The organism is Nocardia sp. NPDC019219, from assembly GCF_040632645.1.
Taxonomy (GTDB): domain Bacteria; phylum Actinomycetota; class Actinomycetes; order Mycobacteriales; family Mycobacteriaceae; genus Nocardia; species Nocardia sputorum.
In genome coordinates, this window is record NZ_JBEYCG010000011.1 from 220188 (window position 1) to 234215 (window position 14028).

At 69.6% G+C, this 14028-nt stretch carries 16 protein-coding genes; 8 read left to right on the forward strand and 8 right to left on the reverse strand.

Annotated elements, in window-relative coordinates:
• Positions 1–5: 5 nt before the first annotated feature.
• Positions 6–686 (reverse strand): YdcF family protein, encoded by a 681-nt coding sequence (locus ABZ552_RS21510; protein WP_281881098.1) that lies wholly within the window; start codon positions 684–686, stop codon positions 6–8.
• Positions 687–753: 67 nt separating this feature from the next.
• Positions 754–1431: an MBL fold metallo-hydrolase gene (locus ABZ552_RS21515; protein WP_281916944.1), complete on the reverse strand. Its 678-nt coding sequence runs from the start codon at positions 1429–1431 to the stop codon at positions 754–756.
• A gap of 31 nt (positions 1432–1462) precedes the next feature.
• Between ABZ552_RS21515 and ABZ552_RS21520 the strand changes: the two genes are divergently transcribed.
• Positions 1463–3436 (forward strand): TPM domain-containing protein, encoded by a 1974-nt coding sequence (locus tag ABZ552_RS21520; RefSeq protein WP_357439244.1) that lies wholly within the window; start codon positions 1463–1465, stop codon positions 3434–3436.
• A gap of 23 nt (positions 3437–3459) precedes the next feature.
• Here the strand turns inward: ABZ552_RS21520 and ABZ552_RS21525 are convergent, their stop codons facing one another.
• Positions 3460–4722: an acyltransferase gene (locus ABZ552_RS21525; RefSeq protein WP_281874828.1), complete on the reverse strand. Its 1263-nt coding sequence runs from the start codon at positions 4720–4722 to the stop codon at positions 3460–3462.
• Between the two features lie 70 nt (positions 4723–4792).
• Between ABZ552_RS21525 and ABZ552_RS21530 the strand changes: the two genes are divergently transcribed.
• Positions 4793–5401, forward strand: a complete 609-nt coding sequence (locus ABZ552_RS21530; protein ID WP_281874829.1) for a transcriptional regulator — start codon at positions 4793–4795, stop codon at positions 5399–5401.
• A 31-nt stretch (positions 5402–5432) separates the two neighbouring features.
• Positions 5433–5822, forward strand: a complete 390-nt coding sequence (locus ABZ552_RS21535; protein ID WP_281916940.1) for a DUF1707 domain-containing protein — start codon at positions 5433–5435, stop codon at positions 5820–5822.
• Positions 5823–5870: 48 nt separating this feature from the next.
• On the opposite strand, the gene ABZ552_RS21540 is transcribed toward ABZ552_RS21535, so the two are convergent.
• Positions 5871–7262 carry a glycine--tRNA ligase gene (locus ABZ552_RS21540; RefSeq protein ID WP_063020497.1) on the reverse strand — a complete coding sequence of 464 codons (1392 nt, stop codon included), beginning with the start codon at positions 7260–7262 and terminating at the stop codon, positions 5871–5873.
• 205 nt (positions 7263–7467) lie between these two features.
• Here ABZ552_RS21540 and ABZ552_RS21545 point away from each other — a divergent pair, with 205 nt between their 5' ends.
• The 3 genes from ABZ552_RS21545 to ABZ552_RS21555 all read left to right on the forward strand — a co-directional run bounded on the left by ABZ552_RS21545 (position 7468) and on the right by ABZ552_RS21555 (position 9349).
• Positions 7468–7818 (forward strand): metalloregulator ArsR/SmtB family transcription factor, encoded by a 351-nt coding sequence (locus ABZ552_RS21545; RefSeq protein ID WP_039796803.1) that lies wholly within the window; start codon positions 7468–7470, stop codon positions 7816–7818.
• 3 nt (positions 7819–7821) lie between these two features.
• Positions 7822–8256 (forward strand): Fur family transcriptional regulator, encoded by a 435-nt coding sequence (locus ABZ552_RS21550; RefSeq protein WP_281874831.1) that lies wholly within the window; start codon positions 7822–7824, stop codon positions 8254–8256.
• Positions 8257–8383: 127 nt separating this feature from the next.
• Positions 8384–9349, forward strand: a complete 966-nt coding sequence (locus tag ABZ552_RS21555; RefSeq protein ID WP_357439250.1) for a hypothetical protein — start codon at positions 8384–8386, stop codon at positions 9347–9349.
• Between the two features lie 324 nt (positions 9350–9673).
• On the opposite strand, the gene ABZ552_RS21560 is transcribed toward ABZ552_RS21555, so the two are convergent.
• On the reverse strand, positions 9674–10645 hold the full coding sequence (locus ABZ552_RS21560; protein WP_281874833.1) for a hypothetical protein: 972 nt from the start codon (positions 10643–10645) through the stop codon (positions 9674–9676).
• 102 nt (positions 10646–10747) lie between these two features.
• On the opposite strand from ABZ552_RS21560, the gene ABZ552_RS21565 reads away from it, so the two are divergent.
• Entirely contained in the window at positions 10748–11365 is a 618-nt protein-coding gene (locus ABZ552_RS21565) for a TetR/AcrR family transcriptional regulator (RefSeq protein ID WP_357439253.1), read from the forward strand.
• 29 nt (positions 11366–11394) lie between these two features.
• On the opposite strand, the gene ABZ552_RS21570 is transcribed toward ABZ552_RS21565, so the two are convergent.
• Entirely contained in the window at positions 11395–11805 is a 411-nt protein-coding gene (locus ABZ552_RS21570; RefSeq protein ID WP_281874836.1) for a YbjN domain-containing protein, read from the reverse strand.
• A gap of 14 nt (positions 11806–11819) precedes the next feature.
• On the reverse strand, positions 11820–12635 hold the full coding sequence (locus tag ABZ552_RS21575) for an isoprenyl transferase (RefSeq protein ID WP_159845425.1): 816 nt from the start codon (positions 12633–12635) through the stop codon (positions 11820–11822).
• A gap of 121 nt (positions 12636–12756) precedes the next feature.
• On the opposite strand from ABZ552_RS21575, the gene ABZ552_RS21580 reads away from it, so the two are divergent.
• A complete protein-coding gene (locus ABZ552_RS21580) occupies positions 12757–13137 on the forward strand; it encodes a DUF1870 family protein (protein WP_159845045.1) in 381 nt (126 codons plus the stop codon).
• Here ABZ552_RS21580 and recO read toward each other — a convergent pair.
• Positions 13094–13951: a DNA repair protein RecO gene (gene recO / locus ABZ552_RS21585; protein ID WP_281874837.1), complete on the reverse strand. Its 858-nt coding sequence runs from the start codon at positions 13949–13951 to the stop codon at positions 13094–13096. The genes ABZ552_RS21580 and recO overlap by 44 nt on opposite strands.
• Between the last annotated feature and the right edge of the window lie 77 nt (positions 13952–14028).

Consider the following 14028-nt stretch of genomic DNA (forward strand, 5'->3'; position numbering starts at 1 on the left):
GAGCCTCACTGTCCCGCCGTGTAGGTGAAGTCCGCCGAGAAGTGGGTGAGCTGGTACCACAGCAAGGCGCCGGTCTCCCGGGCGATGCCGTGCGCCTGGGATTCGCGGGTGTAGACGGCGGGGCCGGTTCTGGTGGGGGCGGTCCACGCCGCCAGCCCTTCGTCCCTGGCCATGGTGCGCGTGCGCAGCGAGTGCCACGGATCGCTGACCAGCACCGCCGACGACATGTCCCGTGCCCGCATCGCCGTCGCCACGGCTTCGACGCTGCGTAAGGTGTCCGAACCGGTTTCGACGGCGAGGATCTTGTCGCCCGGTACGCCGCGCGCCTGCAGATAGTTCTTGCCCGAGGCGGCCTCGGTGAACAGATCGCCCTCCTGCTTGCCGCCCACCGTGATGACCCGCGGCGCGACACCGGCCCGGAACAGCTTGTACGCCTGGTCGAGTCGCGCTTCGAAGACCGAGGACGGCGTGCCGGAGTACTGCGCGGCGCCGAGCACGACGATCGCGTCGGCCTTCGTGTAGTCATCGATGCGCGCGACCTGCCACACGCGGAAGGCGGTTCCGCCGACCAGCACCGCGCCCATCACCACCGAACCGACGACCAGCCGCCGCGTCCAGCGCAGCAACCCGGCGCCGAAGCCGTGCGGCCGGGCGGGGTCGGGAGCCGGGAGAGCCCGGGTGCGCATCGTTGGCAAATCCACACCCCAAGTCTGCCAGTAGCGGCGCCGTGCCTCGTCCGGTAACCGCCAGGGGTTACCAGCCGCGCTCCTGCCAGGCCGGAAGGTCGGCGCGCTCCGCGCCGAGGGTGGTGTCGTCGCCGTGGCCGGGGTAGACGACGGCGTCGTCCGGGTAGCGATCGAAGAGTTTGGCCGAGACGTCGGTGAACAGCGAGGTGAAGTCCGCCGGGGAGGTGGTGCGGCCGACACCGCCGGGGAACAGCGAGTCACCGGTGAACAGGTGGACGCGGCCCGCTCCGTCGGTGAGCGCGAGGGTGATCGAGCCCGGCGTATGGCCGCGCAGGTGGATGACCTCGAAGACCAGCTCGCCGATGGTGACGGTGTCGCCCTCGGCGAGCAGCCGGTCAGGGCGGACCGGGAGCGGGTCGGCGTCGAGCGGGTGCGCCGCGGTCGGGGCGCCCATGGCGGCGGCGGTCTCCCGCAGAGCCATCCAGTGGTCGCGATGCTGATGGGTGGTGACGATCAGCTGGACCTGCCCGGGCGTCTCCTGCTCGACGAGTTCCGCGATGCGCGACGCCTCGTTGGCAGCATCGATGAGCAGGGCGGCGCCGGTGGCGGTGCACTGCACCAGGTAACAGTTGTTGTCCATGCCGCCGACCGACATCTTGAGGATGCGGGCGCCGGGGACATCGCGCTGCTGCGGGTTGGCACCCGGTGACACGTGGCCGCTGTACGGGCGCTCGATGGTGATCACGGAAACGATGCTAGCGAGCTAGATTCGTGCCATGTCACTGCCGCAGCGGATCGGCCTCGTTCGCCTGCCCGTGATCAGCGTCCTGCTGGCCGCGTTCGCCCTGGCCGGGGCTCCGGCGGCCGGGGCGGAACCACCACTTCGGATGGACACCTATGTGGAGGACCCGGCCGGCGCGCTCGACCAGGGTCAGCGCGCCCAGGTGCGCGATGCGGTGAACCAGCTCTACGCCGACCAGCGGATCCGGTTGTGGGTCGTGTACGTGCGCGACTTCGACGGACGCACACCGCAGGACTGGTCCGCGCGCACGGCATCGATGTCCGGCTTCGGCGAACGGGATCTGCTGCTCGCGGTGGCCACCGACGACCGCGCGTACTGGCTGGAGGGCGAACTGCCCGGCGGCGTCAGCGATTCCGAGCTCGACGACATCGTGCTCGGGAAGGTCGAACCGGCCCTGCGCGACGGACGGTGGGCCGACGCGGGGGTCGCGACGGCCGACGGGCTGGACGCGGCGCTGCGCGGCGGCGGGGTGAACGCGCGCGCGCTGCTCGTGATCGGTCTGCTCGTCGTCCTGGTGGCGGGCGGCCTCGTCTGGTACGCGCGCAGACGGCGTCGCGCCCGGACCGAGGCGGAGCTGGCGGCGGCGCGGCAACTGGATCCGGAGAACGCCGCGGCGCTGTCCGCGTTGCCGTTGGAGGCGCTGCACACGCGCTCCCGCGAGGTGCTGGTGGAGATCGACAACGCGATCCGCACCAGCGGCGAGGAACTCGACCTGGCCACCGGCGAGTTCGGCGCCACCGCCACCACGCCCTTCCGCACCGCCCTCGACCAGGCGAAGGCCGCCGCCGCCGAGGCGTTCGCCATCCGGCAGCGCCTCGACGACGCGATCCCGGAGACGCCCGACGAACAGCGCTCGCTGCTGGTTCACCTGATCGGCACCGTCGGACGCGCCGACCGCGCACTGGACGCGCAGGTCACCGAGTTCGACGCCATGCGCGATCTGCTGCTCGACGCCGCGAACCGGCTGGACGCGCTCACCAGGGACGTCATCGACGTCACCGCCCGGATTCCCGATTCGGAGGCCGAGCTGAGCCGGCTCACCGCCACCCATCCGGCGAGCGTTCTCGCACCGATCCAGGACAACGTGCGGATGGCGCGGGAGCGCATCGCTTTCGCGGAGCAGAGCATCGACGCGGGACGGTCCGCGCTCACCGAGCCGGTGGGCGAGCAGGGCGGCGCGGTCGCCGCGATTCGCTCCGCCGAGGCCGCGATCGGGCAGGCGCGCGCCTTGCTCGACGCGGTGGACAACGCGGCAGCCGCGATCCAGCAGGCCCGCGACGGCCTTCCCGGTGTGCTGGACGAGCTGCGCCGCGACCTCGCCACCGCCGCCGAGCTCTCCGGCTACGGCGGCCAGCAGCTGGCGGACGCTCGCACCGCGGCGCAGTCCGCGCTGGCGAAGGCGACATCCACGGCGGACGCCGATCCGCTGAGCGCCTTCCACGACGCGGTCACCGCCGACGCCGATCTCGACCGCGCCGTCGCGGCCGCCACCGACCGCAAACTCGCCGCCGAGGACCTGCGACGCAGGCTCGATCGGGCCCTCACCGACGCGCGCGCCCGGATCGGCGCGGCCGCCGACTACGTCACCACGCGGCGCGGCGGCATCGACGCCGAAGCGCGCACCCGCCTGTCGGAAGCACAGCGCAACCTCGACGAGGCGCAACGGCTGAGCGCGAGCGACCCCGCCAACGCACTGCGGCGCGCGCAGACGGCGGCGGATCTGGCCGGGCGCGCGCTGCAGGCGGCGCAGGCCAGCGTCCGGGCCTGGGAGGCGTCGCGGGCGCCGTCGGCAGGCGCGCAGACGGGAGCGGTACTCGGCGGCATCCTGCTCGAAGGGCTCCTGCGCGGCGCGGCGAGCGGCGCCCGGCACTCCGGCGGCGGCTGGAGCCCCGGCTCGTACGGTGGTTCGTCCGGCTCCCGGCGGATCGGTCGCGGCGGACGATTCTGACCACGGCTCGATCCCGTACCGGATCAGTGACCGCCCGCCGCCGCGAGCGCGGTCAGCTCGGCCCGCACCGCCTCGAGCAGACCGTCGGTGTGCGCGCCGCCGCCGAGTACGCCGACCGCCAGCTCGTGGGCGAAGGTGTAGACGAGAAACGTGACCGCGGCCGACGCGCCCGCGGAGGGGCGAGGATGCGCCGAGACGTAGACGATCTCGTAATCGGTGAACTCGATACCGGGGGGCGTGCGGAAGACCGGGACGACTCCGGTGTTGGTCACCGCGATATGCCCGGCCAGGGAATGAATCCTCTTCGGGCCGTAGAGGTCCGGGAAGTGCAGGACGGACTGCTGCACAACGCCTTCGGACAGGTCGCGCGTCAGACGGGCCGAAATCCGCTGTGCCAGTTCGAGCGGGTTGGCCGCCGGGTCCACACTCGCCGCGAAGGAAGCGAGTCCGGCCATATTGGTGCCCGCCGCCGCTGCGACCGGCGGCTCCAGCCGGGCGCGCAGGTCTACCGGATACAGGCAGCCCAATGATGTCGCGCCGCCTGCGGTCTCCCGCGCGTACGCGCGCAGCAGCGCGGCGGTCAGCAGGCCGTTCATCGTCACGCCGGTGCTGCGCGCGAGGTCGGTGATCCGGGCGGTGGCCTCCCGGTTCAGCCGCACGCGCACCGGACGGGTGAGCGTGCTCGGCGCGGCCTGTGCGCTGCCGGGCGGCAGGTCGCGAGCCTCCGGTGGAAGCGGCTTGATCACGTCCTCGAAGCCGGACGTCGCGGTCCTGGTGATGCCGCGCTCCGCGACATACCACTCCAACGAATGCGGAATATTTTGTGGCACAAGGTTTACCGGCTGTTGTTCGACGATGCCGGTATAGCACTCCCACAGTCGCGACAGCAGCTCGACGCAGTAGCCCGCGTCGGCGACGCTGTGGTGAGCGAACAATGTGACCCGCCATTGGTTGGCGCCCGAACCGACGACATCCAGGTAGGCCAGCTGCACCGCCGGATCCATCGCTGGGATGCCGATCACCGCCACGTCACCCTCGCGCACGGAAACCGGAGTCCATGCCGTCTCGTCCGCGGCCAGCAGATATCCCTGTCCCGCAACGTCTTCGGCGATCCGGCAACCGATCACCGGATACGCTCGCCGTAACGCCGCGAAGGCTTCCCGCAGCGCCGTCACGTCCAGCGCTCCCCGTACCGACACCGACCGGCCCGTGTAGGTGCCATGCCGCACGAACCGCTGCTCCGACGGCGCCAGCGCACGAATCGGAGCGTCCTCATCCCTCAACACACCGCAAGGGTGCGGCACCACCGGCACGGGCGCAAACCGACCGGGCGGACGGATGCGGAAGACTGCCGGTATGAGTCTCGCGGCGCACTTGGAGAAGATCGGCCTGCCCTCGGTGGAGGAACAGCTCGCCCATCCCACCGTGGCGGGCATCGCGGCGGGCACCCTGCCCGAACCGGTGTTCCGGTCCTGGTTGGAGCAGGACTATCTGTTCCTGCTCGACTACGTCCGGGTGTTCGCGCGCCTCGCCTGGCAGGCTCCGGCCGCCCATCTCGGCGACCTCGTCGACCTCGCGCACGCCACCTATCACGAGGAACTGTCGCTGCACCGCTCGCTGGCCGCCGAGTTCGGCGCCGACCTCGAGGGCGCCGTCAAAGGCGGTCCGTGCGCGGCGTATACGGCGTTTCTGCTGGACTCCGCCGCGTCCTATGGTGAAGGGCTCGCCGCCTTGTATCCGTGCATGTGGGGGTACGCCACGCTCGGCGCGCGACTGGCGCAGCGGCCGCCCGCCGAGCCGCGCTACCGCCGCTGGGTCGACACCTACGCCGATCCGGGCTTCGCGGTCTTGACCCGCCGCTGCGCGCAGATGATCGACGAGTCCGGCGCGGACCCGGCACGCGCGGAAAAGCTGTTCCGCGAAGGACTGCGGCACGAGCTGGCGTTCTGGGACGTTCCGCTCTGACGTTGACGGCCGGGTGACCTACGCTCACATCGTGAGTCAGGACCACGTGCGGGCGTCCGACGCCGATCGGGAGAAGATCATCGACCAGCTGCGCCTCGCGATGAACGAAGGCAGGCTGTCGCTGGCCGAATTCGACGATCGGCTGCAACAGGTGTACGCCGCCAAGACCTATGGCGAGCTGACGCCGTTGCTGTCCGACCTTCCCGCGCAACGGGAAGCGCGGCCGGCGCGCGCAAAGGGCATCCCCCAATGGATCACGATCATGTGGACGCCCTGGGTGTTCGTCAACGTGCTGTGCGTGGCGATCTATCTGGCCACCGGCGCGGGCTACTTCTGGCCGTTCTGGGTCGCGGTGCCGTGGGGTGCGGCGCTGCTCATCCCGACCACGATCGGCATCATCACCCGCAAGAAGAGCGGCTGAACGACAGCGCCCCGTGGCCGAAGACGACCACGGGGCGCGGCGGCGGACTCAGGCGCCGATCAGGTGCTGGGCCAGGTAGCCCTCCACCTTGTCCAGTGCGATGCGCTCCTGGGTCATCGTGTCGCGCTCGCGGATGGTCACCGCCTGGTCGTCGAGCGTCTCGAAGTCGACGGTGATGCAGAACGGGGTGCCGATCTCGTCCTGGCGGCGGTAGCGGCGGCCGATCGCCCCCGCGTCGTCGAACTCGACGTTCCAGTTCTTGCGCAGCTGCGCGGCCAGGTCTTTCGCCTTCGGCGTGAGATCGGCGTTGCGCGAGAGCGGCAGCACCGCGGCCTTCACCGGCGCGAGGCGGCGATCCAGGCGCAGCACCGTGCGGGTGTCCACGCCGCCCTTGGCGTTGGGCGCCTCGTCCTCGGCGTACGCGTCGACCAGGAAGGCCATCAGCGAGCGGGTGAGGCCCGCCGCGGGCTCGATGACGTACGGGATGTAGCGCTCGTTGGTGTTCTGGTCGAAGAAGCTCAGCTCGGTGCCGGAGTGCTCGGAGTGCGTCTTCAGGTCGAAGTCGGTGCGGTTGGCGATGCCCTCGAGCTCACCCCACTCGTTGCCCTGGAAGCCGAAGCGGTACTCGATGTCGGTGGTGCCCGCCGAGTAGTGCGAGAGCTTGTCCTTCGGGTGCACGAACAGCCGCAGATTGTCCGCGGCGATGCCGAGATCGGTGTACCAGGAGAACCGCGTCTCGATCCAGTACTTGTACCACTCCTCGTCCTCGCCCGGCTTGACGAAGTACTCCATCTCCATCTGCTCGAACTCGCGGGTGCGGAAGATGAAGTTGCCCGGGGTGATCTCGTTGCGGAAGCTCTTGCCGATCTGCGCGATGCCGAACGGCGGCTTCTTGCGCGCGGTCGTCATCACGTTGGCGAAGTTCACGAAGATGCCCTGCGCGGTCTCCGGGCGCAGGTAGTGCAGACCCTCCTCGGACTCGATCGGGCCGAGGTAGGTCTTGAGCATCATGTTGAAGTCGCGCGGCTCGGTCCAGCGGCCGACGGTGCCGCAGTTCGGGCACGCCACCAGCTCCATCGAGACCGTGTCCGGGTCGTCGATCTTGTTCTTCAGCGCGTACGCCTCCTGCAGGTGGTCCTGCCGGAAGCGGTGATGGCAGTGCAGGCACTCGACCAGCGGGTCGTTGAACACACCCACGTGGCCGGAGGCGACCCAGACCTGGCGGGGCAGGATCACCGAGGAGTCCAGACCGACGACGTCCTCGCGGCCGGTGACCATGGCGCGCCACCACTGCTTCTTGATGTTCTCTTTGAGCTCGACGCCCAGCGGCCCGTAATCCCACGCCGACTTGGTGCCTCCGTAGATCTCACCGCACGGGTACACCAGACCCCGGCGCTTGGCGAGGTTGGCAACGGTGTCCACCTTCGACTTGGGTGCCACGCGAGAATTCTCCATCCACTGCGAGTCGGATCGTGTGAGTTGAATCTATTCACGTGAATAGATCATCAACAGGTCGGCTATAGCCTATAGACCCTGACCAACCTGGTTTCCACCGCACAGCCAACCCGATGAACGGCGCGCCCGTTTGACATGCGCACCTGTGCATATGCAAACTGGTAATGCTTTCCATTAAGGAGTTGGTGACATGACCGCCGAGACCGCCGCCGCACCGCCGCACAACCCGTATCGGTCGCCCGGACCGGCGCCGGTACCCCCGCGAACCGTGCTGGAGGATGCGGGTGAGTTGTTGCGGGCACTGGCCGCCCCGGTCCGGATTGCTATCGTGCTGCAGTTGCGCGAGTCACCGCGGTGTGTGCACGAACTGGTCGACGCGCTGGGTGTCACGCAACCATTGGTCAGTCAGCATCTGCGTATCCTCAAGGCCGCCGGTGTCGTGCACGGTGAGCGTTCGGGTCGCGAGGTGCTCTACGAACTCGTCGACGACCACCTGGCGCACATCGTCGTCGACGCCGTCGCGCACGCCGAGGAAGGGTGATTCGTGCCAGACAACACGACCGTTCCACAGAAACCGGTCGGCATCCGCAGCACCAGGCAGCGCAGCGCCATCGCCGCGCTGCTCGGTGACATCGACGAGTTCCGCTCCGCCCAGGACCTACACGACGAACTGCGCAAGCGCGGCGAGGGCATCGGCCTGACCACCGTCTACCGGACGCTGCAGTCCCTGGCCGACGCGGGCATGGTCGACGTGCTGCGCACCGACTCCGGCGAGTCGGTCTACCGCCAGTGCTCCACCGGCCACCACCATCACCTGGTGTGCCGGCATTGCGGCCGCACCGTGGAGGTGGAGGGTCCCACGGTGGAGTCGTGGGCCGAGGCGATCGCGAGCGAGCACGGCTTCACCGAGATCAGCCACACCCTCGAGGTGTTCGGCACCTGCACGACATGCGGGACGGCACGCCGAGGCAACTGCTGATCAGCTCGCTTCCCGGCGTGTCCGGTTAACGCGCCCGCGACCAGCGGAGATCGACCGGTGAGATCCTCGCGAACCCGGACCGATCCGGATTCGGCACGAAGGATCCGCCATCTGCTGGGGAGGCAGCGTGTCAACGACCAACGACTCATTCATACGCCCGGTGCGCCGCCGGGCCGTCACCGTCGCCGGGGCCACGCTCGTCGTGGCCTCGGCGCTGTTGCTCTCGGCGTGCCAGGGCGAGGACGGCACGCCGGTGGCGGTCCCGTCGGCCACCGCCACCGGAGTCGCCGCGGCGCCGGGCGGGACGAGCGGGCAGTCGACCGTCCGCACCGTCGGCAAGACCGGCTGGTACGACGGGTTCGACATCACGGTGGACAAGGCGACCGTCGTGCCGGACGAATACGGCGGCGCGAAAGTGCGCATCGATATCACCTACAAGAACACCACGCCGGACCACCGCACGTTGAGCGGCACGCCGTCGCTGCTGGTCGGCAAAGAGGTGGACGGCGGGGCGATCTTCGACAGTCCCACGGTGCCCGGCAACGGCTCCGCCACCGGCACTGCCACGACGCCCGTCGCGTCCGCGAAGGACGCCGAGCACCTCCTCGACACCATGACCGTCGTGTACGGCCAAGGCGCGGACAACCAGACCAGGATCCCGCTCGCCGCGGCGGGCAAAGTGGACAGCGTCCAACCGAAGGCGGTGAAAGTCACCGGCACCCTGGTACAGGACCAGACGACCATCCAGGTCACCGGCGGCCGCATCAGCCCGAGCTACACGAAGAACGAGAACGGCAAATCCGACCTGGCGTTGCGCATAAAGCTCATCGGCGGGCCCGGCATCGCCGCGGGCGGAACGAATATCTACTACGACTACTTCACCATCCGTACCCCCGACGGGCAGACCGTGCCCGCCGACATCCGCGGCCCGATCAACGAGTTGCTCAACGCGAACGAGACCATCGACAACCCGAAGAACTACGTGATCTTCGTGGTCCCCTCCCCCGGCACCGGCCCGTACACGGTGACCTACAACGCCCAGCGGCAAGAGGGCGCGGCCACCCCACCCACGCTGTCGTTCACCATCGACTGATCCGGGCCCGCAGCCATTCCCGCCGGAACTCTCATCCGACGAGAATGGCTGCGGCGACGACCGATTCGAGCCCGTTCCGGGTTTGCGCTACCTGCCCGGGTGGCTCGACGACGCCTAGCAAGCCGCGCTGCTCGACGCGATCGATGCCCCCCGTGGTCGGCCGAACTACGCCGCAGGGTGCAGCATTACGGCCGTCGCTACGACTACGGCCGCCGTGCCGTCACGAGCCCGCAGAAGCGACCCGGCGCCGCACGGCCGGGTCGCTCGGGGACGTCGGGTGTCGGTCACCTTCGTACCGTCCTGCACTGAGCGAGATGATCTCGATCAGCCGACCGGGACCGCATCCCGAGCCGGTGCCCGCGTCTCGGCCGGACGGCCGCGCAGCGCGGCCACGCCGAGCAGCGCGAGCGCGACCGCGGCCCAGACCAGCAGCACCACCAGCGGTCCGGTCGCGGCGGCGCCGTCGAAGAACGCGATCGAGCGCAGCAGCGACGCGGCCGCCCCGGGCGGCAGCCACTGTCCGATGGCGCCCCACGGCTGCGGCAGCAGCTCCGGCGCGGACGTGGCCGCCGAGAACGGGTTGCCGATCAGCAGCATGGTGAGCGCGGCGATGCCGATACCGGCCCGCCCGATTACAGCGGCGAGCCCGACGACCGCGCCGGCCACCGCGAACGACACCAACCCGGCGACCGCCGCGAGTGCCGGGTACGACCCGGGCACCACCGACATCCAGCCCTGGATGATCGCCATGCCGAGCAGCCCGCCCGCGACACCGAAGGTCGCCAGTCCGATCAGTCGGCCGCCGATCGCCGGGATCAGCAGTGCCAGGAGCACACCGGCCGCGATGCCGGACATCACCAGCGGCAGCACCATCGCGCCGAACGCGGTGCCGCGCGGATCGTCCGAGTCGGCGGCCACCACGTCCTCGACTCGGGCGGCGGGCGCACCGGAGAGCTGCTGACCGATCTGGGTGAGTTGCTGCGCGACAGCGGGACTCGCACCGGAGGCGACCAGCACGCGCGGCGGCCCGTCGCCGGTGACGATCGCGCCGTACACCTCCCGGTCCTGGATCGCGGCGCGGGCGGCGGCCTCGTCCGCGGGCGTGGTGATCTCGAAGGCGCCCGGACTGTGCTCGGCGAGCTTGCCGGTGACCATCGCGGCCTGCGGGCCGGTGACGGCCAGCGGCAGGTCACGAGGCGCGATGTTCGCGGCGGGCCAGGCGAACGCGATCAGCATCAGCGCCTGGAGCAGGGCGGCGCCGAGACCGAGAGCGAACGCCCGCGGCATGGTGATCATGGCCATCTCCTAAAAATCGAATGCTCGTTCTTTTTAGTTGGGCCTACCGTCGCACGGGGCCTGGAAGTTGTCAAGAACGAATATTCGTTTTACTTTGGGCCCATGCCCCGAGTCAGCGAAGCGCACCTCGAACGCCGCAGGCAGCAGATCCTGGACGCCGCGCGGCGCTGCTTCGCGCGCAAGGGGTTCTACGAGACCTCCATGCAGGACGTGTTCGCGGAATCCGGGCTCTCGGCCGGTGCGGTCTACCGCTACTTCAAGAGCAAGGACGAACTGGTCACAGCCCTCGCCACCGAGACGACGGTGTCGCTGCGCATCGCCATGGACCAGGCGATCGGCCGCGATCCGCTGCCCACGCCCGCCGAGCTGTTCACCATGATCGCCGAGGAGGTGGTGCGGCGCAGCGGGCCCGACGGCCCGGTACGACTGGCGCCGCAGGCATGGGCGCTGGCCTTGGTCCATCCCGAAGCGGCGGTGATGGTCCGCGAGACGATGATCGCGATGCGCGCGCTCTGGGTGAGCTACGCCGAACGCATGCGCGACAAAGGCTGGCTACCCGAAGACGCCGACATCGATGCCGTGGCCAAAGCGATCATCGGACTGCTGCCGGGATTCATCCTCCAGCACCTCATCCTCGGCGACCTCGACCCGGAGACACTGGCGCGTGGCGTGCGCACCCTCCTGCCCTACGGCGAGCCCGACCCTCGGACCGTCGGCTGACCTGGCAAGCCGAGACCTTCGGCCCCGTCTCAGGGCAGCAGGCCCTGCCTGGCTCGGCTCGCGTTGGACAGCACGAGCAGCAGCATGGTGGTGAGGGCCTGATCGTCGAGGCCCGCGGCGGGGAAGGTGTAGCGCAGGATGACATCGGCGAGCCCGCCGCGGGCGATCACCGTGAGCGAACCGAATTGCAGCGAGTTGTTGCGCTCGGCGACGCGCTTGTGCAGCTGCGCCTTCAGCGGCCGGTCCCAGGCCAGCACACAGGTGAGGCTCAGCACGTCCAGACCGGGCGCCAGGTTCACCGCGCGCAGCGAGGAGAGCGCACCCTCGTACTCGAAGCCCAGGGACCCGTCGGCGTCGACGCGCACCTCGATGCCGTAGCTCGACAGGCAGGCTCCGGCCCGCGCCTGGAGTTCCTGGTCGGGAGTCACCGCTGCGTCCATGTTCGAGCCGCCGTTCACTTGGTGCCGCCGAAACGGCGGTCTCGCGAAGCGTACTGGAGGCAGGCCTCCCACAGGTTGCGCCGATCGAAGTCGGGGAAAAGCGTGTCCTGATAGACGAATTCGGCGTAGGCCGACTGCCAGATGAGGAAGTTCGAGCTGCGAAACTCGCCCGAAGGGCGCAGGAACAGGTCCACGTCCGGCATATCGGGCTCGTCGAGGTATTTCGCCACCGTCGCCTCGGTGACCTTCTCCGGATCGATCTCGCCCGCCGCCACCCGGCGCGCGATCTCCCTTGCCGCGTCGGCGATCTCGGCGCGACCCCCGTAGTTGACGCACATGGTCAGCGTCATCACGGTGTTGTCCTTGGTGAGTTCCTCGGCGATCTCCAATTCCTTGATCACGCTGCGCCACAAGCGCGGCCGCCGCCCGGCCCAGCGCACCCGGACGCCCATCTCGTGCATCTCGTCCCGGCGCCTGCGGATCACGTCGCGGTTGAAGCCCATGAGGAAGCGCACCTCCTCGGGGCTGCGCCGCCAGTTCTCGGTGGAGAACGCGTACGCCGACAGCCACTTCACGCCGATCTCGATACAGCCCTCGACGGTGTCCATCAGCACCGCCTCGCCGCGCTCGTGCCCGGCGGTGCGCGGCAACCCGCGCTCCTGGGCCCAGCGCCCGTTGCCGTCCATGACCAGCGCGACATGGTTGGGCACCAGTTCCGGCGGCAGCTGCGGCGGCCGAGCTCCCGACGGATGCGGCGCGGGCGGGCGGACGCCCACGCGCTCGGGCGCGGTCGCGGTAGCGGAGTCTCGGCGGAGGATCACGGCATCTATCCTGCCTGATCGCTTCCATCGGCCCACCGCCGTGTTCCTTCCTGAGGCATTCCACGGTCCCCACCGGCGCCGGTGACTTATTCTTTTCCCTATCGTGATACTGGGGAGGGGTTTCTCGGACGTGACCGATTTACCAGGCACCGCGACTGCCGCGGGTTTCCGGGCCACTCGTGAACTACTCGGACTTCCGGTGCCGTGGTGCGCGCGGTTCTTCGCGGTCGCGGAGCGCACCGTCGAGCGGTGGGAGAAGGGAGCCTTCCAGATCCCCGACACCGTGGCCCGCGAACTCGCCGCCATCGCGGACGAGACCGAACAGGTGGTCGAGGCCATGGTCGACGCCATCGACGCCGGGGAGATCTCGCCCCGCCTGCACACCTATCGGACCAACGACGACTACTGCAAGCACGAGCCGGACACCCGCTATCCGGCCACCTGGCACCGTGCCGTGTGCGCGCGCGTCATGAACGAGCTGCCCCAGGTAGAGCTTCAATTCGTGGAGTAGGCGACGGCCCGGCCTGCCCTGCGCCCGGCGCGGATCGAGGACGGATCGACGCGACCGCAGGTGGAGTGCGTCCGGCGGTGTCCTTGGATCGCTCGACCAACGGCAGGGTGCGCAGCTGACGTTCCAGATGCCACTGCAGGTGCGCCGCGACCAACCCGCTGGCCTGCCTGCGTACCGCTTCGGGCGTCGTCTCGACCTGCTCCCACTCCCCGCGCAACAACGCGACCAGCAGGTCGAGCACCCCGGGGGCCGGCGTCGCCGCACCCGGCGGACGGCAATGCACACACACCGCGCCGCCTGCCGCGACATGGAAGGCCCGGTGCGGACCCGGTGTCGCGCACTTGGCGCACTCCTCCAGCGCGGGAGCCCAGCCCGCGAAACCCATGGCGCGCAACAAGAACGCGTCCAGGACCAGTTCGTGCGGCCGCTGTTTGGCCGCGATGGCGCGCAGGGCGCTCGCGGTGAGCGCGTGCAGCCGGGGCGCGGGCGCGCGCTCCTCACCGGCCAGACGTTCGGCGGTCTCCAGAACGGCGCACGCGGTGGTGTAGCGCCCGTAGTCGTCGATGATGTCGGCGGCGAACGCCTCCATCGTGTGCACCTGCGTGACGGTGTCCAACGTGCGCCCGGGATGCAACTGCACGTCGATGTAGGAGAACGGCTCCAACCGGGCCCCGAACCTCGACTTGGTCCGCCGCACCCCCTTGGCGACCGCGCGAACCAGTCCGTGCTGTCGCGTGAGCAGCGTGACGATGCGGTCCGCCTCGCCCAGCTTGTGCTGGCGCACCACAACCGCCTCGTCCCGATACAAACGCACGGGTTGGAGTCTAATGCTGTGTTTGTTTTCCAGCGCCTGCGGCGCTGAGTGTTCGCGGCCCGGCCTGTCCCGAGTTC